Source organism: Idiomarina seosinensis, from assembly GCF_044797955.1.
GTDB classification, from domain to species: Bacteria; Pseudomonadota; Gammaproteobacteria; order Enterobacterales; family Alteromonadaceae; genus Idiomarina; species Idiomarina seosinensis_A.
The window spans coordinates 1,713,037-1,732,474 of record NZ_CP085211.1 but is presented as its reverse complement, the minus strand read 5'-3'; the positions used below and the strand labels follow the sequence as shown (position 1 = coordinate 1,732,474).

Sequence of the window (19,438 nt, the reverse complement as noted above, 5' to 3'; positions counted from 1 at the left end):
GATTCATTCGGAGCTCACTATGGATAAAATTTGGCTTAAAAATTACCCGGCTGGGGTGCCAGAAACAATTGATCCTGATCACTTCTCCTCGTTAGTTGACATTCTTGAAATGAGTGTCAAAAAGTACGGCGATAAAACGTCATTCGTGAACATGGATCGCGAAATGAGCTTCACCGAATTGGGCGAAAAAGCAAAGTATTTTGCTGCTTACTTACAAAGTACCGGCTTGAAGAAAGGTGATGCGGTAGCTGTGATGATGCCCAACATCCTGCAATACCCCGTAGCGCTCTTTGGTATTTTATCCGCCGGCATGACGGTAGTTAATGTCAACCCTTTGTATACACCGCGCGAACTGAAGCATCAGTTAAACGACTCGCAGGCCAAGGCTATTGTCATCCTGGAGAACTTTGCCCATACCCTGGACAAAATCAAGACAGAAGTTCCGGACGTTAAACAGGTTATCACTACTCAAATTGGTGACATGTTACCGGCCCCGAAACGTTGGGTAGTTAATGTCGTGGTTAAATACGTCAAGCGCATGGTCGAGAGCTACAATCTGACTGGTGTGACGGATTTTAACAGTGCGGTTACAAAAGGGAAATCGCTGAACTACGAGCGGCCGGAACTGACCGGCGATGACCTGGCATTTCTGCAATACACCGGAGGGACGACCGGCGTCGCCAAAGGTGCGATGTTATCGCATCGCAATATGGTCGCCAATCTGGAACAGGTGTCTTCCGTAATTACTCCCATTATGAACGACGGTGAAGAGGTGATAATCACCGCCTTACCGCTCTACCATATTTTTGCTTTAACCGCTAATTGCCTGACGTTTATCAAGCATGGCGGTAAAAACATTCTGATTACCAATCCCCGAGATATGGACGGTTTTGTCAAGGAGCTGAACAAGTACTCGTTTTCTATGATTTCGGGGGTCAATACCCTGTTTAATGGTTTACTGAATACGCGCGGCTTTAAAGACCTCGACTTTTCCAACCTTAAAGTAGCTCTTGGCGGCGGAATGGCCGTTCAAAAAGCCGTAGCTGAACACTGGGAGCGAGTAACCAAGTCACGTCTGCTAGAGGGCTACGGACTGACTGAGTGCGCACCTGTGGTAACCGTTAATCCTTATGATATCGAACATTATACCGGCAGTATCGGCTTACCGGTTCCCAGTACTGAAATGAAGATCTGTGACCCTGACAGTGGCGAGGAATTGCCGTTGGGTGAGCCCGGTGAGCTGCATGTCAAAGGGCCGCAGGTTATGCTGGGTTATCTAAACCGCCCTGACGCAACTGCAGAGTCTATGCAAGATGGCTGGTTTGCCACCGGAGATATGGCAACCTGTGATGAGCGCGGTTATTTTAAAATTGTTGATCGTAAAAAAGATATGATTTTGGTTTCCGGTTTTAACGTTTACCCCAATGAAATTGAAGACGTCCTGGCTGATCATCCTAAAGTGCTGGAGTCGGCTGCTATCGGCGTACCGCATGAGTCTTCCGGTGAGGCTGTTAAAGTCTTTATTGTGAAAAAAGACAGCTCGCTGACTGAACGTGAAGTGATTGATTTCTCCAGGGAAAATATGACCGGTTATAAAGTACCTAAACTGGTTGAGTTTCGTGATGAACTGCCAAAATCTAACGTGGGTAAAATACTCCGTAAAGAACTGCGCGACGAGGAAAACGATTGAGTTTAATAAAAGTTCCGCAATCGACTTTGTCTTATCAGACCATCGATAATACACCCGACTTAACAGATTTTTGTCAGCTAGCCCGCAGCGCGGGCTGGTTTGCTATCGATTCTGAGTTTGTCCGTCAGCGTACCTATTACGCAAGGTTGGGCTTACTGCAAGCCCATGCTGAAGGTGCGACGGTGATTATTGACCCACTGGCTGAAATTGATCTCGCGCCATTATGGGAAATCATTGGCGATGCTCGAATAAAAACCGTATTACATGCCGGTGGAGAAGACATTGAGTTATTTTACCATCAGGCCGGGCAGCAATCTCCACAGTCCTTATTTGATACTCAAATTGCTGCTGGCTTCTGCGGTTTAGGCGCGTCGCTGGGTTACGCAAAGTTAGTTGACCAATTGTGTGGTGGGGTAGAACTGGATAAAAGCTTATCGCGCACGGATTGGTTAAAACGGCCCCTGAGCCAGGAACAACTTGATTATGCTGCGGCTGATGCCAGCTACCTGTCTGCCATGTACCCCTATTTACTGGAGCTGTGCGAGCAACGTGAAGTAACCCAGCTGGTGCAGGCAGAAAGTCGCTTACAAGTCGAAAAAAGAACCCAGCAAGTGGCACCGGACCTGCTGTATCTGTTTGTTGGTAATGCCTGGCAGTTAAACCGGCAGCAGTTGGGTATACTCAGAGCGCTGACTGCCTGGCGTCAGCGCAAAGCGCAACAGCGTGATATACCCTTAGGCTTTATTTTTAAAGACGGTGTTTTACTAGAGCTGGCGCGGCGCCAGCCAGGGACAGAAAGACAGCTGCTGGCCATAGAGGGACTGCCGCCATTGACGCGGAAATATTCAGGTAAAGAAATCGTCCAGGTAATTAGTCAGGGGCAGCAGCAAAGCGAGCATCAACTTCCGCAAAATCTGCAGCGACTTGATGATATGGACGGGTATAAAGCGGCAGTAAAAAACATTAAGGCAGCGATTCAAAAGCTGGCTGACAAGCTGCAAGTGGATACTGCTCTTATCGCATCACGAAAACAAATTAATGATTTTCTGAATTATTACTGGCAGTTTACCAGTGAACAGCAACAACGCCTTGCGCCACCGGACCTAAGCCGTGGCTGGCGCTGGCACTACCTGGAACCAGAGTTAAAAGGCTTGGTTTAGTTATCTCGGGAGCACGAAAAAGCATGTTATGTGAAGTTTACCGCAGCGGTAAAAGAATGGATACCTACCTATATTTGCCGATGGGGGCAGAATACCAGGAGTTACCTGACCAGTTGCAACAGCAGTTTGGCCCGGCCAGCAAAGTCTTAACGATTAATTTAAGCGAGCGTAGTCAGCTGGCCCGAATCACTAGCCAGGCATTGATAGAACATCTTAACGACACGGGGTATTACCTTCAGTTACCCCCAAAGCAGGAGCTTAACGCGTGAAAAAATTGATTAACTTCGGCTGGCTTGCTTTATTTGCAAGCCAGTGCCTACTGACCCTGCCAGCTTTTGCCAGTCCCCATGATTCGCAAGAGGGTAAAGAACATAGCCATGAAGCAGAACAAGCTGAAGTTGAACAGCAATTCGCTGATTACGTCACTAGTTTAAGAGAAGAAGCTTTAGCAAAGGGCTATCAAGCTGAAACACTCGATAAAGCGTTTGCAGATATTGAATATTACCAGCGTGCCGTGGAACTTGATAAAAATCAGCCGGAATTTAAGTTAACTCTGGATACCTATCTACCGCGGGCAGTACCCGAATGGAAAGCGGAGAAGGCGCTGGAAAAATATCAGCAGCATAAAGAGTTGCTGGATGAGATTGGCCAGCAGTATGGCGTGCAGCCACGCTTTATTGTGGCGCTTTGGGGGATAGAAACTAACTTCGGTTCATTTACCGGCGGTTTTAAGGTGGTGTCGGCGCTAACGACTCTGGCTTTTGACGGACGCCGAGAAGCGTTTTTTAAAAAGCAGCTATGGGAAGCTTTAACGATAATCGAAGAAGGTCATATTCAGCCCCAACAAATGAAGGGATCCTGGGCCGGCGCTATGGGGCAGACCCAATTTATGCCAAGCTCATTTATGAGTTTTGCGGTCGACTATGAAGGGGACGGTAAAAAAGACATCTGGAACAGTTACGGCGACGTTTTTGCGTCTGCGGCAAACTATTTAAAGTCGGTTGGCTGGCGTGATGATGTAACCTGGGGCCGGCAGGTTAAGCTACCTGACAACTTTGATACGACCCTGGCTGACCTGGATGTTAAGAAGTCACTGGACCAGTGGCAGGCACTTGGTGTTACACGTATGGACGGTTCAGCACTGCCGAACCGAGACGATATTAAAGCTTCTGTAGTGATACCCGATGATCGCGAAGGCCGGATTTATTTAGCGTACTCAAATTATGATGCCTTAATGCGCTGGAATCGTTCTCATTATTTCGTTGCTGCGGTTGGTTATTTGTCCGACCGGATACGTTTTGCACCTTAGCCTTGAGCTTAATGCAGTGGTATGACAAACCCCTGGAAAGCCTCTCTGAGTCCGAGTGGGAGGCTTTGTGTGACGGCTGCGGTCAATGCTGTCTGAACCAGTTGCTTGATGAGCAGGATCAGCTGTATCAGACTGATGTTGCCTGTCGGCTGCTGGATACCGACCGTGCTTTGTGCCAAGATTATCCGAATCGCTCGCAGAAAGTTCCTGAATGTGTTCGGTTAACTGCCGATAACTTGCAACAAGTTTACTTTATGCCGGCCACTTGCGCCTATCGACTGCGTGCCAACGGGCAACCGCTGCCCGGCTGGCATCCTTTGCGCCATGGTGGTGATAAAAAAGCCATGAAAGCAGCCGGTGTCCATGTCGCCGGGCGCTGCATCAGCGAACGGGATTTTAACGGCGATTTAGAAAGCCGGATTGTTACCTGGCCATTAGGGCCTGCCGCGAAATAGGTGCAACAACGAAACCAGCACCGCAACAATAAAAAAGCCGGCAAAAATAAATGTCATCCAGCCGGGCATCCCCATGCCTAAAAAGTCCCAGTCAATATCACCACATAATCCTGTGGCTCCAAAAAAGCCGGGCAGCCACTCATGTAATGGTAACCAGGCGGGAAAATTAGGCTGATTTTCACAAACCGCAAAAAACGCATTTTTTGATGTTTGTAAATCCCAATGGTCATAGGCTACTAAAAGCCCCTGAAATGAGGCGTAAGCCCAGCCCAATAACCCTAGCCAACGCGTCACCCAGTAATTACGACCAAGCCCGCCAATCACTGCAGCAACAGCAATAGCGGCTACTGCAGCCCGCTGATAAACACATTTAACGCAGGGCTCTAAATCCATTGCGTACTGAAAATAAAGTGCACCAATGAACAATAAAGTGCTACCGAGAAAAAGTAAGGTCCAGGGTAGCTGCTGCAACGGCCAGCGGGCAATTGATGTCATTTTGAGTCCTAGAAGTAAAGTTTGGCGAAATAACCGCTAAACTTTATCGAAATGCCGCCATGTTGTCGATATAAAGGTAGCAGCGCAGCTTGTCCGACCTGATAGAAGGCTGGTAGAATTCGTCTATTGTTCAATCGACAGGCATCAGAATGATTATAAAAGCGAAAAGCCCCGCCGGCTTTGCCGAGGAATACATTGTGAAATCCATTTGGAATGGCCATTTCGCCCCCGGCACGATATTACCGGCAGAACGAGAGCTGTCGGAACTCATTGGCGTTACCCGGACAACCCTGCGTGAAGTGTTGCAACGGTTAGCACGCGATGGTTGGTTAACCATACAACACGGCAAACCAACCAAAGTGAATAACTTTTGGGAAACTTCGGGTCTTAATATACTGGAAACATTAGCGCGTCTTGATGAAGACGGCATGCCCGAGCTGTTGGATCAGCTGTTATCTGCGCGGACCAATATCAGTGCCATCTATATTCGTGCTGCAATACGGCACAATCCGGACAGAGCACTGCAGTTATTGCAACAGGCTGCGGAGCTTAACGATGACGAGCAAGAATTTGCCGAATTTGACTACCAATTAAACCATGACATGGCGATGGCTGCAGAAAATCCAATTTATGTGCTGATTCTGAATGGCTTTAAAGGTCTTTACTCACGGATTGGCCAGTATTACTTTTCCTCAGCAGAAGCAAGACAGCTGGCGCGTGATTATTATGCGAATCTGGCCGAGGTTGCAAGCCGTGGCGATTACAATGAATCAGTGAATTTAGTCCGCCGATACGGGTATGAGTCGGCTAAAATCTGGCATAGCCTGCGCGGCGATATGCCTGGAGATCTGGTAGATTAAAAAGCAAAAACCGGGCGAACAGCCCGGTTTTTTATCTAACTCAGCAACGTTAAGTGTTAGGCAAAGTTTTTGTTAACAAAGTCCCAATCGATCAGCTTCCAGAACGCTTCCAGATAATTTGGGCGAGAGTTGCGGTAGTCAATGTAGTAAGCATGTTCCCAAACATCGACGGTCAGTAAAGGCTCGACATCGTCGTGTGCGACAGGGGTGTCTGCATCATCGGTATTTAAAATATCGACTGAGCCATCCGGCTTTTTAACCAACCAAGTCCAGCCTGAACCGAAGTTGCCGGCAGCACTGGCATTGAATTCTTCCTGAAACTTCTCAAACGAGCCCCATTTGACATTAATTGCATCAGCAATCGGGCCGTTTGGTGCACCGCCGCCGTTTGGGTTTAAGCAGTGCCAGTAAAAGGTATGGTTCCATACCTGAGCAGCGTTGTTAAATAAGCCGCCGGTTTGCGATTTGATGATGTCTTCCAGGCTTTTGCTTTCCAGGTCAGTACCCTTGACTGCATCATTTAATTTGCTGACATAAGTTGCGTGGTGTTTGCCGTAATGGTATTCCAGTGTTTCCGCTGAAATGTGCGGTTCCAAAGCATTTTTTTCATAAGGCAGAGCAGGTAGTTCAAACGCCATAATATTCTCTCCGTAGTTTTTCTTATGCAAAGACCACTCGCACAAAGTGTTTGTACAAGTTATACGCTAACTACGATATATAGGTCCGACTGGTTCTGTTTTCAAGTGCTTTATTTTTTTGGTGATGGATTTTTTATCAAGAAATTCGGGGTTGAGTTTGTTATAATACTTGAGTATTTTAATCAACCATTAGCCCTAGGTTAGTTACTCTAACGGTCAAACAGAGGTCCCATGGAAACTGTCGATAAAATTAAGCAACAAATCTCTGAAAATCCCATTCTTCTTTACATGAAGGGGTCCCCTAAATTACCAAGCTGTGGTTTTTCATCGCAGGCTTCGCAGGCATTAATGGGATGCGGACAAGCATTTGCGTATGTGGATATCTTGCAAAACCCTGACATTCGTGCAGAATTACCTCAGTACGCTGACTGGCCGACGTTCCCGCAATTGTGGGTCGAGGGAGAGTTAGTCGGTGGCTGTGATATTATTGTAGAGATGTTCCAGACAGGTGAACTGCAGCAGTTAGTCACTGAAGTAGCAGATCGTCATCCGGAACCAAGTGAAGAGTCGTAGCACAAACTCTTAGCATGCAGCCCTTGAAAATAACTCGTTGGGTTCGCACTTAACGATGGTCTGCATTATGGTTTGCGTTAACGCGCTTTGCTGAAGCAATTTTTATTTCAACAAATGGAGAGAATCAATGGCTGTACTTGTAGGTCGTAAGGCACCTGATTTTACTGCGGCAGCAGTACTGGGAAACGGTGAAATCGTTGAAGACTTTAAGCTTTCTGAGCAAATCAAAGGCAAGAAAGCGGTTATTTTCTTTTACCCTCTGGACTTCACTTTTGTTTGTCCTTCAGAACTGATTGCATTTGACAAGCGTCTGGATGAGTTCAAAAAGCGCGGTGTTGAAGTGATCGGTGTTTCAATTGATTCACAGTTCAGCCACAACGCATGGCGTAATACCTCTACTGATGACGGTGGTATTGGTCAGGTTAAATACCCACTGGTTGCTGACGTTCGTCACAGCATCTGTAAATCTTACGATGTTGAGCATCCGGAAGCTGGTGTTGCGTTCCGTGGTTCGTTCTTAATTGACGAAGATCGCGTTGTCCGTCACCAGGTTGTTAATGACTTGCCATTAGGCCGTAACGTTGACGAAATGCTGCGCATGGTTGATGCCCTGAACTTCCACCAGAAGCACGGTGAAGTATGCCCGGCCGGCTGGGAAGAAGGTCAGGAAGGCATGAAGGATAATCCTGAAGGCGTTGCGGCTTACTTATCTAAGAACGCCGATAAACTGTAAATATTAAGCAGTTGAAAACCGCCCTCCAGGGGCGGTTTTTTTTATTCTGCTTACTTAGTTAGCTGCGAGTTAGCTGCGCGGCCAGCCACCTAAAGTCTTCCATTCGTTGACCATCCAGCAAAAAAGTTCTGCGGTGCGTTCTGTATCGTAAATTGCTGAGTGAGCCTGTTTTTTATCAAAAGCTATACCTGCGGCTTCGCAAGCCTTCACCAGTACTGTCTGGCCAAGGGTCAAAGCGGCCAGAGAGGTAGTGTCAAAACTGACAAATGGATGAAACGGGTTGCGTTTTATACGCGCCCGCTCAGCGGCCGCCATCATGAAACTGTGGTCAAAATTAGCATTATGCCCGACTAAAACGCAGCGCTGGCAGCCGGCTTCTTTTTGTGCTTTGCGGATGGGCTTAAACATCTCTTTTAACGCCAGCGCCTCGCTAACAGCGCCGCGCAAGGGCGAATCAGGGACAATGCCATTAAAATCAATGGCTGCCTGCTCGATATTCGCGCCGGCAAAAGGTTCAACGTGATAATGTAACGTTTGCGTGGGTTTAAGTAAGCCTGTTTCGTCGAAGTCCACTAATACCGCGGCAATTTCTAATAACGCATCCTCGCGGGCATTAAAGCCCCCTGTTTCCACATCAATAACCACTGGCATATAGCCGCGAAAACGTTGCTTCATCATTGACTCGCTTGAGTCCACCATTAACACTCCTGGTTGTAAGGTTATCGCATTAGCAGCTACAGTATGCCAAAAACTACCGGGAGTTGTCGCCTATTGGCATTAAAGCATTTTGATTTCAGGCCGATAGTCTAGTTAACCAAGAGTTAAAAAGCTTAAACCAGACCTTCGAACTGTGCAGGGGAAATTATGCCGTTTACCCAATCGCTGTTAACGTCGCGATTATTCTCGCTTATGCTATTGACCAGCAGTGCAGCTGTCACTCTGAGTGTGTCGGCGAACTCTGTGCGCCACTACAGTGCGAATCTGGATAATTCCATCTGGTACATAGAGCAAGACTCCCCCCTTGCCTGTGGTCTTGAGCATCGCATCCCCCGTTATGGCAAAGTTGAATTCAATAGTAAGGCCAGTAAAAATCTGAATTTGCGTATGCAGATGGAGATGCATCAGCTACCGGATAATTATGGGGTAGCTAAAATCGATTCTGTTGCGCCGCGCTGGCAGCCCGGGGCTTCAACTTATGAGTTAGGTGAAATGTCGCTGTACAAGCAATTTGACGGCGAACTGCAAAAAAACATGGCATGGACGGTTCTGGCTGAGCTGGAGAAAGGCCGCTTTCCAACCTTTTATTACCAAGACTGGTATCAAGGGAAAGATACCGTAGCGGTGGCGTTGTCGGCGGTTAACTTCCGGACTGCGTATGATGCTTTTAAAGATTGTGTCAACGGCCTGTTGCCTTTTAGCTTTGACGACATCGCGTATACTGTCTTAAACCATAAAGACAACAGTGAAAAGCTAACGTACGCGTCCAGGCAGAAGCTGGAGCAAATAAGCCAGTATCTGGCCGCTGACGGCGAACTCGACCTGGTCTTAGTCGATGCTTACACTGACTCGCTTGGCGCCCGGGGCCCTAACCAGGAACTGTCGGAAAAACGTGCTGAGGAAATTAAACAGTTTTTTGTCGAACGGGGAATTGATGAACAGCGCATAGACACGGTTGGTCATGGTGAAGACCGACCGGTAGCGGGCAATTCAAGCGAACTGAGCCGGGCAAAAAACCGGCGCGTGGTGGTACAGCTGTCAAAGCAAGAAGGTTTTCAGCTTTAATCGCAGGTTTTATCTTTATACTCGCAAAGATCTTCGATAATACATGAACCACAGCGTGGCTTACGCGCCACACAGGTATAGCGGCCGTGCAGAATTAACCAGTGGTGAACGTCGACTTTAAACTCTTTCGGCACTACTTTAATGAGCTTTTCTTCAACCTCTTTAACGTTTTTACCCGGCGCCAGGCGGGTACGATTGGATACTCTGAAAATATGGGTGTCAACGGCTATGGTTGGCCAGCCAAAAGCTGTATTGAGAACTACATTAGCGGTTTTACGGCCAACTCCGGGTAACGCCTCTAACGCCTCTCTGTCAGCAGGCACTTCAGCATCGTATTGGTTAACTAAAATCTTGCAGGTTTTATAAGCATTCTCGGCTTTTGAATTAAACAAACCGATGGTTTTGATGTAGTCCTTAATACCCTCAACACCCAATGCCAGCATTGATTGGGCGTCCGGAGCGGCGGCGAAAAGCTTACGGGTGGCTTTATTGACACCGACGTCAGTTGCCTGAGCCGAGAGAAGCACGGCTATCAGTAGCTGAAATGGTGTGTCGAATTCAAGCTCGGTTGTTGGGTTGGGATTATTGTCCCTTAACCGCGATAAGATTTCATAACGTTTTTGTTTGTTCATTGTTTTGCCATTAAGACTGAGCGGTAACGCGGGCGCGGGTTACGGTTTTTTGCGCTCTTTCGGCCCTGGCTTCCAGACGCGCATCGATAAAGTTTTTTAATGCAATAATAAAGCCCATACCAATAAAGGCTCCGGGCGGTAACACCGCCAACAACAGGGGATAGTCGACCTGAAATAATTCTATTCGAAGGTTGGCTGCCCAGTCACCCAGCAATAGCTCGGCACCATCGAATAAGGTGCCATTACCAACAATTTCGCGCAGGGCACCTAGTATAATTAAGACCAAAGCGAAGCCAAGACCCATCACGAAACCGTCAAATGCCGATCTCTGCCAGGGATTTTTGGAGGCATATGCTTCGGCCCGACCGATAATGGCGCAATTGGTAACAATTAACGGTATGAAAATCCCTAATGATTGATAAAGTTGAAAAACATAAGCGTTCATCAGTAGCTGAACTATGGTCACAAACGTGGCGATGACCATAACAAAAACGGGAATGCGAATCTCTTGTGGTACCCACTGTCGGACCAGTGAGACGGTGACATTAGAACCGATCAGTACAAAAAGTGTAGCAAGCCCCAGCCCCATAGCATTGGTCACCGAAGCAGTAACTGCCAGCAGGGGGCACAAGCCCAAAAGCTGAACCAACGCCGGATTATTATGCCAAAGGCCTTGCTGGGTGAGTTGTTTATACTCATTCATTAGATGCCTCCTGACAATTTGCCAGATCACTGTTAAACAGAGTTGTACTGTTTTCTTCTAAATAAAGGGCGGCTGTTTTTACAGCCTGTACCACTGCCCGTGGGGTAATGGTTGCCCCGGTGAACTGGTCAAACATGCCGCCATCGCGCTGTACTGTCCAGCGCTCATCGTCAGCCGAGCGAACCTGCTTGCCAGCAAAGGATAAGATCCAGTCACTTTTTTGTAACTCAATTTTGTCTCCCAGACCGGGCGTTTCTTGATGCTGCAACGTTCTGACCCCGAGTATTTCTCCGTCAGGCCGGATAGCTAATAGTAACCGAATAGGTCCGGAGTAACCATTCGGAGCGATAATTTCGGCAGCCAGCGCGGTCGGTTTCTGATCATCGAATGCACGGTACACCGGCATTGGTTGCTCGCTGCCGAGCGCCGGATTACGAACTAAACCGCAAGACTGATATAGATCATTGTCGTGTCGATCGGCAGGGATAATTTCATTGAGGCTACGGAGCGTTTGTGCTCGCTGCTGTGACTTAATCCGATCAGCGGTTAACGCTTCTACTGCTAATACCAAAAAGGTCGCCACTATTGCGAAAGCGGCCAACAGAAAGCCATTACGCTGCATGCTTTTTTTAGTCATCAGAAGCCCTCTGTTGGTGCCCGTAAACAATTGGTCGGGTATAACGGTCGATTAGGGGTACACTTAAATTGGCCAGTAAAATGGCAAAGGCAACGCCGTCAGGGTATCCACCCCAGCTGCGAATTGTCCAGATTAGGAAACCGATCATCAAACCGAATACCAGCCGGCCTTTGTTTGAGGTTGCAGCTGAAACAGGATCCGTAGCAATAAAAAACGCGCCCAGCATCGTTGCTCCGCTTAACCCGTGAAAAATGGGTCCCGGCATCACCGAAGGGGCAAACAGGTGAGCAATAAAGGCAGGTATCAGCAGACCGGCTAAAACGGCTACCGGAATATGCCAGCTGATCACCTGCTTATACAACAGTATGAAGCCCCCCAGCAAAAAGGCCAGGTTGACCCACTGCCAGCCGACGCCGGCAAGGCTTGAAAATTGAGGCCTGTTATAGATTTCCGTCAGAGTATAACTTTGTGCTAACGCCGTTTTTACCGTATCCAGCGGCGTTGCCATAGTTACACCGTCTATTGTAGTACGCAGTTGCTCAACGCTGTACCCGGCAGGGGTGTATTCAAACAAAATGGTATGCAGGGTTTGCCAAAGGGTTAAATCGTACTCGGTCAGTGTTGCCGGCGGCAACCAGTTTGTCATTTGCACCGGAAACGAAATCAGCAACAGCACATAACCGGCCATTGCCGGATTAAAAATATTTTGCCCCATGCCACCATAAATCTGTTTTACCACCACAATTGAAAAAGCCGTACCGATTACGATAACCCACCATGGCGCAAGGCCGGGGATCGAAATAGCCAGCAATACGGCCGTAACCAGTGCGGTATTGTCACGCAAAGCCGAGCGAGCATCGCGGTTGCGCGCCAGCATACAGAGGCCTTCGCTAATATACGCCGTAATTACTGCTAACAGTATTTGAATCCAGACACCGGCACCAAAAAAGTAACTCTGGACCAATACTCCCGGAATGAGCGCATAACAAACCCAGCGCATAATATCGCTGGTACGGCGTTGGCTATGGCCATGAGGGGCCGCGGCGATGCGAAAATTCATGATTTGTTGTCCTCATTGTCCGCCTGCTGCTGTTGTGCGGCTTTTTTGGCTTTGGCCCGGGCTATCGCGGCGGCTACAGCACTGGATTTATCCTGTGCGGGTTGGTCATCGGAGCCTGTTGACGAAGTACTGGCTTTACTCTGCTGCTGCTGGGCTTTTTTACGGGCCTCGGCTGCTTTGCGGTGGCGTTCCTCACGTTCTTGTTTTTCGCGTTCAAGGCGTTGCTGGCGATCCTCAAACCGTTGCCGGGCAAGCTCCGCTTTGGCCTTGTCGCGGGCGATATTTCGAATTTCCGCTTTTGCTTTGCGGTAATAATGCACCAGTGGAATTTCGCTGGGGCAGACATAAGCACAAGCGCCGCATTCAATACAGTCAAACAGATCCTGCTGCTCGAGGTCGTCATAATTTTTTGCTTTTGCAAGCCATTGTAACTGCTGCGGTTGTAAACTGGCAGGACATACATCTGCACAGGCACCGCAGCGTATACAGGCCATTTCGGGTCCGCTTTCAGGCAGCTCTTGCTGACTTGGGGTCAAAATACAGTTGGTGGTTTTAATGACCGGAACCTTTAGGCTGGGCAGGGTAAAGCCCATCATCGGACCACCAGCAATAATGCGGGGCTGGTCAGTAGCCTGATATTCGCCTGCGGTTAACAGATGCTCGACCGGAGTACCCAGTAAAGCCCATACATTACCGGGTTTTTGCATTTGTTTACCGGTTAAGGTGACAACTCGTTCCAATAGGGGCTCGCCGTCAATGACGGCACGCTTTACGGCATAGGCGGTGCCGGTGTTTTGCATGATCAAACCCATATCAAGAGGCAACTGCTGATGCGGTACCTGTTCTCCTGTCAGCATCTGGATTAACTGCTTTTCGCCGCCCGACGGGTATTTTGTCGGTACCACCCTTAATATAATGTCATCGATGCCCTGAACCGCAGCCTTCATAGCCTCGATGGCCTCCGGTTTATTGTCCTCGATAGCCAGAATAATCCGTTGTGCGGAACTGATGAACTGAAGAATCTGCATCCCGCTGACAATTTCGTCAGCTTTTTCGCGCATTAGGCGGTCATCGGCACAGATATAAGGCTCGCATTCCACGCCATTAATGATTAAATACTCGATCGGCTTTTGTCGAGCCAGCTTTTGTGCGGTCGGAAAACCAGCCCCGCCGAGACCCGCAATGCCGGCAGACTGAACTCTTTCCAGCAGGGTTGCTTTATCAGACTGTCGATAATCGGCAAGCGGTGGTAATTTTTGCCAGCGCTCTTCACCATCCGGGGTAATAACAATAGCTAACTCGGGCAGGCCGGAAGCATGGGCCGTTGGCCGTTCTTCTACCGCGCTGACGATACCGGATGTAGGTGCATGTAAAGGTAAACCCTGGCTAAGTACTGCTTCGGTCAGTTGTTGGCCTTTTAACACTGTATCACCGGCTTTTACCAGACACTGCCCGGAGGGGCCAATATGCTGTCGCAGCGGCAATATCAGTTCGTCCGGCAGAGGTAAGCGGCGCAGGGCAACTTGATTGGCTGGCTGTTTGTGCTCCGGAGGATAAATTCCTCCCGGAAACTGACCAATGACGCCAGCCTCGACAAATGAATTAATGTCCCGCATACGCTTAAGTTACTCCACCATCTTAACCGGAATACTATCCGCCATTGATACATTTTTTCTGACTGACGATAGGTCCCACTGCCAGGTTTCCGGTTTAGCCTTTAAAGGAATCATGTCAATACAGTCAACCGGGCATGGTTCAACACAGAGATCACAGCCAGTACATTCGTGTTCAATTACTGTATGCATTTGCTTGGCGGCACCAAGAATAGCATCGACGGGGCAGGCCTGAATGCATTTAGTGCAGCCTATGCACTCATCTTCACGAATGACAGCAACCTTTTTTTCGTCCTCTTCGCCGTGGGCTGAGTCCAGCGGCTTAGGTTCCACTCCCATCAAATCGGCCAGTTGCTTAATGGTTGCCTCTCCGCCGGGGGGGCATTTATTAATATCATCGCCATTGGCAATGGCTTCGGCATAGGGGCGACAGCCGGGATAGCCACACTGACCGCACTGGGTTTGTGGTAATACCGCGTCAATTTGTTCAACAATGGGGTCGCTTTCGACTTTAAATTTTACTGCGGCATAACCCAGGATCAGACCAAAAATAAGTGCCAGCACACCAATGCTGATTAAACCTGTCAAAATATCCATTAACTTGTCACCAAACCGCTAAAGCCCATGAACGCCAGTGACATCAGGCCTGCCGTGATCATAGCGATGGCTGACCCTTTGAATGTTTGCGGGACATCGGCTGCGGCAAGCCGCTCCCGTAACGCCGAAAAGAGAATTAAAACCAGGGAAAAGCCAATAGCGGCACCAAACCCATAGACAATCGACTGGACGAAATTATGTTGCTCGTTGATATTCAGTAACGCGACGCCTAAGACAGCACAATTGGTCGTGATTAAGGGTAAAAAGATGCCCAGTAAACGATAAAGCGTCGGGCTGGTTTTATGCACCACCATTTCGGTAAATTGTACGACCACGGCAATGACCAGGATAAAACTTAGCGTCTGCAGGGCCATTAGACCTAAAGGTTCCAATAAATATTGGTTAACCAAATAACTGCACACGGATGCTAATGTCAGGACAAAGGTTGTTGCAGCGGACATGCCGATGGCCGTATCGAGTTTATTCGATACACCCATAAAAGGGCATAAACCAAGGAACTTGACCAGTACAAAATTATTAACCAGTACCGTTCCAATTAGTAGCAGCAAATAGTCGGTCATGGCGCTTTCCGAAGGCTTAAAATAACCTGGCTATTATCGGCGTTTTAGCGTCGATAAACAACCGACACAGAGTAGGGCTGTTATCATTTTCTTGGTTTTACTCTGATTTTGTCATTATTTTGTCAATTAACTTTCCTTTGCTTGCAACATCAGTTGCTGATAGTAACCCAGTGAGCATGTCATTAGCGAAAGGACGGTTGAATGCTTTTTATGCTTCAACAGCGGGTAACTCGATGGGATCGGCGTTTATACCAGCGGTTGTCAGAATGTCGGCGAAAACCTTTTTATGCGGTATTTATTCGTACAGTGTCAGCTTCCGGAGACGGCTACTGGTATGTCATTGGTACATTGTTGGCAACCATTACGCTGGCACTTCCATGGACTTATTTTTGGACCTTAGCCCTGGCATTCAGTATCGAACGGCCAATTTACTGGTTACTTAAAAACAGCTTCCGCCGGACTCGGCCCAGTGGCTCCTGGGTAACAATTAATGCGCTACTGAAAGCACATGATAAATTCAGTTTTCCATCTGGGCATACTTGTGCAGCTTTTGTCTTTTCTTCGATAACTCATTGCTTCTTTCCTCCATTAAGCGTCGCCCTCTGGCCCTGGGCTTTAGCTATTGGTTTTTCTCGTGTTGCTGTTGGCGTTCATTATCCTACGGACGTCATCGCTGGCGCATGTCTGGGTTTAGCGATTGCTGAAGTCATTCTGTTGCTGGCTATTTAACGAAATAATTAACGGTGGTTTATGCGCATATTGTTCGGGATCCAAGGCACTGGTAATGGTCATCTGAGTCGCTGTTACCGAATTGCCAGTGAGCTTGCTAAACTTCCGGTACAGGTTGATTACCTGATTTCCGGTCGAACCGCATCTAATCTATTTGATGAAGAAATTTTTGGTGAATATCAGCATAAAAAGGGTCTGACTTTTCATACTGACGCAGGGCGCGTGCGAATTTTAAAAACATTGGCGGCTAATTCATTAATAGGTTTTAGTAAGGAGGTGCGGGAATTAGAAGTCGACAAGTATGATCTCGTCGTCTCTGATTTTGAACCTGTTACGGCCTGGGCAGCAAAGCTCGCTAATAAACGCTGTATTGGTATCGGTCGGCAATATGCGTTTAAAGACCCTTGCCTTTACCACAAATTAACGCGTTGGCAGCGCTTCCTGGTGGATAGCTTTGCACCAGCAAATGAATGGCTGGGCATGCACTGGCAGCCTTTAAATGATTGTCTTCCGCCGGTTGTCAGGCAACATCATAGTGTACAGCTATCGGCAAAACACGTATTGGTTTACCTGCCATTTGAAGACTTATATGCGGTTGTTGATGCGTTGCTGCCATTTAAAGCCTATTCGTTCAGTCTTTTTCATCCGGCAATAACCGATGTGAAGTATTTTGCCAGCGATCATATTTTGGGTTTACCGCCATCAAGAGAGGCTTTTGCTGAACAGTTAGGATTAGCTGATGGTGTTATTGCAAATTCTGGTTTTGAAACCACCTGCGAATCACTCAATCAGGCAAAACATTTGGCTGTGAAGCCTCTGCGCGGACAATTTGAGCAGTTCTGGAATGCAAGGTTACTGGAGCAGGACGGACGGGCGACGGTGCTACGCTCAATTGATGAACATCATATTGGTCAATGGCTAATGACAACTTTGGGGCAGAAGCGGCCTGCGGAGCTGCAGTGGAGTAATGTTGCTGCGGCAACAGCGCATTGGTTAGCTAATGGCGCAGTGCAGTCAAAAGGTGAATTACGGGAATCACTTTGGAATGGCTCCCCAGGTTGGATTCGAACCAACGACACATGGATTAACAGTCCACCGCTCTAACCAACTGAGCTACTGGGGAATTGCATACTATGTTGAAGCTAATGTTGTTTGGCTCCCCAGGTTGGATTCGAACCAACGACACATGGATTAACAGTCCACCGCTCTAACCAACTGAGCTACTGGGGAACAACGTTCAACGGCAGCGAATATTAAAGAGGTTGGTCGGGGGTGTCAACTGTTGGCAGGCATTTTTTCGTTAATTTTGATGCAATTGCTGAATATTTCTACGGATTAATTATAAACGGACTAATTACAGGGGTAATGAAGCGTACTTTTAGGCTTTTCGGGGTTTTAGTTGTATTAAATGCTTTACCGGACAATGTCAATAGACTGTCATGTTAATGCCTATGCTATTAGTTATAGTTACAGGTGGTTAGTAATTATCCACAGATTGCGCTAACCGTTGTAAGCTAACGGCTACAGGATCTTATCCACGGATTCTGTGGATAACCCTGTGTTTAAGTCTGTGCAATTGCTTGTCTGATGCGGCCTTCAGGGAAAAAATAAGATTGGTCAGAAAGTAATTAGAAATAAATAAAATGTTAAAAAACAATGGCTTATTAAAACCTTCTAAATTTAATACTTGACTAAATTAGAACACTTATGGAATCGGGTGAAGATTCAGCAACTTGTGTATTTCTTATCTTATTTGTATAAAATATAACCCTGAATTGCCCTTGCTGAGCTATAAAGCTGGCCTGTTTCTTGATCCAACCTGGCCTGTAGACAACAATTGGCCTGCAGAGCAGCCACTGACTAGTTGTAATATAATTGTAGTTTAAAAAGTAAGGGGAATTGACTGAAAAAGAATTGGTAAGTGTATAAAAAAACAGGTAATTGAGTCACTTCGCATCGAAGTTTCTTAAACTACCTGTTTTTAAAGGTTTTATATTAAACGAGGGCGTCCGCGAAGGCCCGTATTCTGCTGATGGCCTGTTTCAGGATATCCATGCTGGTGGCGAAAGATAGTCTGCAGTAGCCTTCTGCTCCAAACGCGGAGCCAGGTACTAAAGCGACTTTGGCCTCTGTCAACAATAGCTCGCATAGCTCAACATCGCTGTTAACGCCGGCTTTGGCCATTAACCCTTCGATGTGGGCAAAACAGTAAAATGTACCGTCACCTTCAAGACAATCAACCCCATCAATGCTATTCAGCGCGTCAACTAAATAATCATGGCGTTTTTTAAATTCATCTACCATTGTTTTGATGCAGGATTGATCTCCGCTAAGTGCTGCAGCCGCCGCATGTTGACTGATGCTGGCCGGATTTGAAGTACTTTGCGACTGGATCTTTTTCATTGCGGCAATAATGGTTTTGGGACCTGCAGCATAGCCAATGCGCCACCCGGTCATTGCATAAGCTTTGGAAACACCGGAAAGAATCACGGTACGTTGGTTAAGATCCGGGGCAACCATGGGTAGATTGACAAAGCTATTTTCTGACCAGAGTATGTGTTCATACATATCATCAGTGGCAATTAGCACGTCAGGGTATTCGCGAAGCACTTCTGCCAGCGCCTTCAGCTCATCTGCGGAGTAAGCAGTACCGCTAGGATTCGATGGGCTATTAATGAACATTAAACGCGTTTTATCGGTCAGAGCTGCACGTAACTGTTCAGCCGTTATTTTAAAGCGTTGTTCAATGCCGGCCTGCACGATTACCGGCTCAGCGCCAACCAGTTTTGTCATGTCGGGGTAGGAGACCCAGTAGGGAGCCGGTATAATCACTTCGTCGCCGGGGTTTAACCAGGCCGACAACAAATTGAAAATACTGTGTTTGCCGCCCGACGAAACAATGACCTCGTCGGGCTGATAGTCCAGCTGGTTATCACGTTTGAATTTTTCGACCACAGCTTGCTTCAGCTCATCGATACCATCCACTGCGGTGTATTTGGTTTTGCCATCACTGATGGCCTGCACGGCAGCGTCTTTTATAAATTGTGGTGTGTCAAAGTCGGGCTCGCCGACGCCAAGACCAATAACATCATGGCCCTGCTGTTTTAATTCGTTGGCTTTTTGGCTAACCGCCAGAGTCGGTGAGGGCTGGATCGAGTTGACGCGATCGGACAATTGATATTCCACGGCAA

General features: G+C 47.7%; 21 protein-coding genes, 2 tRNA genes and 1 pseudogene. 11 read left to right on the top strand and 13 right to left on the bottom strand.

All coding sequences use genetic code 11. The annotated features are described in order from the left end of the window. Positions 1-19 precede the first annotated feature (19 nt). Genes fadD through LG288_RS08165 form a run of 5 tightly spaced genes read left to right on the top strand, consistent with a single transcriptional unit; the run spans position 20 to position 4,614 of the window. Positions 20-1,690 (top strand): long-chain-fatty-acid--CoA ligase FadD, encoded by a 1,671-nt coding sequence (fadD, locus tag LG288_RS08185; RefSeq protein WP_404399714.1) that lies wholly within the window; start codon positions 20-22, stop codon positions 1,688-1,690. Continuing rightward, positions 1,687-2,850 (top strand): ribonuclease D, encoded by a 1,164-nt coding sequence (gene rnd / locus LG288_RS08180; protein WP_404399713.1) that lies wholly within the window; start codon positions 1,687-1,689, stop codon positions 2,848-2,850. Before fadD ends, rnd begins: the two co-directional genes overlap by 4 nt. A gap of 23 nt (positions 2,851-2,873) precedes the next feature. After that, positions 2,874-3,119 (top strand): YcgL domain-containing protein, encoded by a 246-nt coding sequence (locus LG288_RS08175; protein WP_404399712.1) that lies wholly within the window; start codon positions 2,874-2,876, stop codon positions 3,117-3,119. Beyond that, positions 3,116-4,159: a lytic transglycosylase domain-containing protein gene (locus LG288_RS08170; RefSeq protein WP_404399711.1), complete on the top strand. Its 1,044-nt coding sequence runs from the start codon at positions 3,116-3,118 to the stop codon at positions 4,157-4,159. The genes LG288_RS08175 and LG288_RS08170 overlap by 4 nt, the downstream gene beginning before the upstream one ends. 11 nt (positions 4,160-4,170) lie before the next feature. Further along, positions 4,171-4,614 carry a YcgN family cysteine cluster protein gene (locus LG288_RS08165; protein ID WP_404399709.1) on the top strand — a complete coding sequence of 148 codons (444 nt, stop codon included), beginning with the start codon at positions 4,171-4,173 and terminating at the stop codon, positions 4,612-4,614. Here the strand turns inward: LG288_RS08165 and dsbB are convergent. Continuing rightward, complete coding sequence (gene dsbB, locus LG288_RS08160) at positions 4,594-5,109, bottom strand: disulfide bond formation protein DsbB (RefSeq protein ID WP_404399708.1); 516 nt, start codon at positions 5,107-5,109, stop codon at positions 4,594-4,596. The genes LG288_RS08165 and dsbB overlap by 21 nt on opposite strands. Before the next feature lie 149 nt (positions 5,110-5,258). Between dsbB and fadR the strand changes: the two genes are divergently transcribed. Beyond that, on the top strand, positions 5,259-5,969 hold the full coding sequence (fadR, locus tag LG288_RS08155; RefSeq protein WP_404399706.1) for a fatty acid metabolism transcriptional regulator FadR: 711 nt from the start codon (positions 5,259-5,261) through the stop codon (positions 5,967-5,969). 56 nt (positions 5,970-6,025) lie between these two features. Here fadR and LG288_RS08150 read toward each other — a convergent pair whose 3' ends face one another. After that, positions 6,026-6,607 carry a superoxide dismutase gene (locus LG288_RS08150; RefSeq protein ID WP_404399704.1) on the bottom strand — a complete coding sequence of 194 codons (582 nt, stop codon included), beginning with the start codon at positions 6,605-6,607 and terminating at the stop codon, positions 6,026-6,028. Between the two features lie 231 nt (positions 6,608-6,838). Here LG288_RS08150 and LG288_RS08145 point away from each other — a divergent pair, with 231 nt between their 5' ends. Beyond that, positions 6,839-7,180, top strand: coding sequence for a Grx4 family monothiol glutaredoxin (locus LG288_RS08145; RefSeq protein WP_404399702.1), 342 nt, complete (start codon positions 6,839-6,841; stop codon positions 7,178-7,180). Positions 7,181-7,307: 127 nt separating this feature from the next. Further along, complete coding sequence (locus LG288_RS08140) at positions 7,308-7,913, top strand: peroxiredoxin (protein ID WP_404399701.1); 606 nt, start codon at positions 7,308-7,310, stop codon at positions 7,911-7,913. Positions 7,914-7,982: 69 nt separating this feature from the next. Here LG288_RS08140 and rnt read toward each other — a convergent pair whose 3' ends face one another. Continuing rightward, positions 7,983-8,612, bottom strand: coding sequence for a ribonuclease T (gene rnt / locus LG288_RS08135; RefSeq protein ID WP_404399699.1), 630 nt, complete (start codon positions 8,610-8,612; stop codon positions 7,983-7,985). A gap of 165 nt (positions 8,613-8,777) precedes the next feature. On the opposite strand from rnt, the gene LG288_RS08130 reads away from it, so the two are divergent. Continuing rightward, positions 8,778-9,695, top strand: a complete 918-nt coding sequence (locus LG288_RS08130; RefSeq protein WP_404399698.1) for an OmpA family protein — start codon at positions 8,778-8,780, stop codon at positions 9,693-9,695. On the opposite strand, the gene nth is transcribed toward LG288_RS08130, so the two are convergent. The 7 genes from nth to rsxA are packed head-to-tail and all read right to left on the bottom strand — an operon-like array spanning position 9,692 to position 15,518. After that, complete coding sequence (gene nth, locus LG288_RS08125) at positions 9,692-10,327, bottom strand: endonuclease III (protein ID WP_404399697.1); 636 nt, start codon at positions 10,325-10,327, stop codon at positions 9,692-9,694. The genes LG288_RS08130 and nth overlap by 4 nt on opposite strands. Positions 10,328-10,337: 10 nt before the next feature. Beyond that, entirely contained in the window at positions 10,338-11,030 is a 693-nt protein-coding gene (locus LG288_RS08120; RefSeq protein ID WP_404399696.1) for an electron transport complex subunit E, read from the bottom strand. Continuing rightward, positions 11,023-11,667, bottom strand: a complete 645-nt coding sequence (gene rsxG, locus LG288_RS08115; RefSeq protein WP_404399695.1) for an electron transport complex subunit RsxG — start codon at positions 11,665-11,667, stop codon at positions 11,023-11,025. Before rsxG ends, LG288_RS08120 begins: the two co-directional genes overlap by 8 nt. Beyond that, complete coding sequence (rsxD, locus tag LG288_RS08110) at positions 11,660-12,727, bottom strand: electron transport complex subunit RsxD (RefSeq protein ID WP_404399694.1); 1,068 nt, start codon at positions 12,725-12,727, stop codon at positions 11,660-11,662. Before rsxD ends, rsxG begins: the two co-directional genes overlap by 8 nt. Beyond that, on the bottom strand, positions 12,724-14,343 hold the full coding sequence (gene rsxC / locus LG288_RS08105) for an electron transport complex subunit RsxC (RefSeq protein WP_404399692.1): 1,620 nt from the start codon (positions 14,341-14,343) through the stop codon (positions 12,724-12,726). The genes rsxD and rsxC overlap by 4 nt, the downstream gene beginning before the upstream one ends. Positions 14,344-14,352: 9 nt before the next feature. After that, the gene (gene rsxB / locus LG288_RS08100; protein ID WP_404399691.1) at positions 14,353-14,937 is read right to left on the bottom strand and encodes an electron transport complex subunit RsxB; all 585 of its coding nucleotides are present in this window, start codon (positions 14,935-14,937) and stop codon (positions 14,353-14,355) included. Then, on the bottom strand, positions 14,937-15,518 hold the full coding sequence (rsxA, locus tag LG288_RS08095; protein ID WP_404399690.1) for an electron transport complex subunit RsxA: 582 nt from the start codon (positions 15,516-15,518) through the stop codon (positions 14,937-14,939). The genes rsxB and rsxA overlap by 1 nt, the downstream gene beginning before the upstream one ends. Positions 15,519-15,719: 201 nt before the next feature. Between rsxA and LG288_RS08090 the strand changes: the two genes are divergently transcribed. Beyond that, the gene (locus LG288_RS08090; RefSeq protein WP_404399689.1) at positions 15,720-16,247 is read left to right on the top strand and encodes a phosphatase PAP2 family protein; all 528 of its coding nucleotides are present in this window, start codon (positions 15,720-15,722) and stop codon (positions 16,245-16,247) included. A gap of 21 nt (positions 16,248-16,268) precedes the next feature. Next, a pseudogene (locus tag LG288_RS08085) lies at positions 16,269-17,111 on the top strand (glycosyltransferase family protein); the annotation flags it as partial. A gap of 182 nt (positions 17,112-17,293) precedes the next feature. Here LG288_RS08085 and LG288_RS08080 read toward each other — a convergent pair. The 3 genes from LG288_RS08080 to LG288_RS08070 all read right to left on the bottom strand — a co-directional run bounded on the left by LG288_RS08080 (position 17,294) and on the right by LG288_RS08070 (position 19,433). After that, a tRNA-Asn gene (locus LG288_RS08080) sits at positions 17,294-17,370 on the bottom strand. Between the two features lie 30 nt (positions 17,371-17,400). Next, positions 17,401-17,477 (bottom strand) — tRNA-Asn (locus LG288_RS08075). Positions 17,478-18,242: 765 nt separating this feature from the next. After that, the gene (locus LG288_RS08070; RefSeq protein ID WP_404399688.1) at positions 18,243-19,433 is read right to left on the bottom strand and encodes a pyridoxal phosphate-dependent aminotransferase; all 1,191 of its coding nucleotides are present in this window, start codon (positions 19,431-19,433) and stop codon (positions 18,243-18,245) included. Between the last annotated feature and the right edge of the window lie 5 nt (positions 19,434-19,438).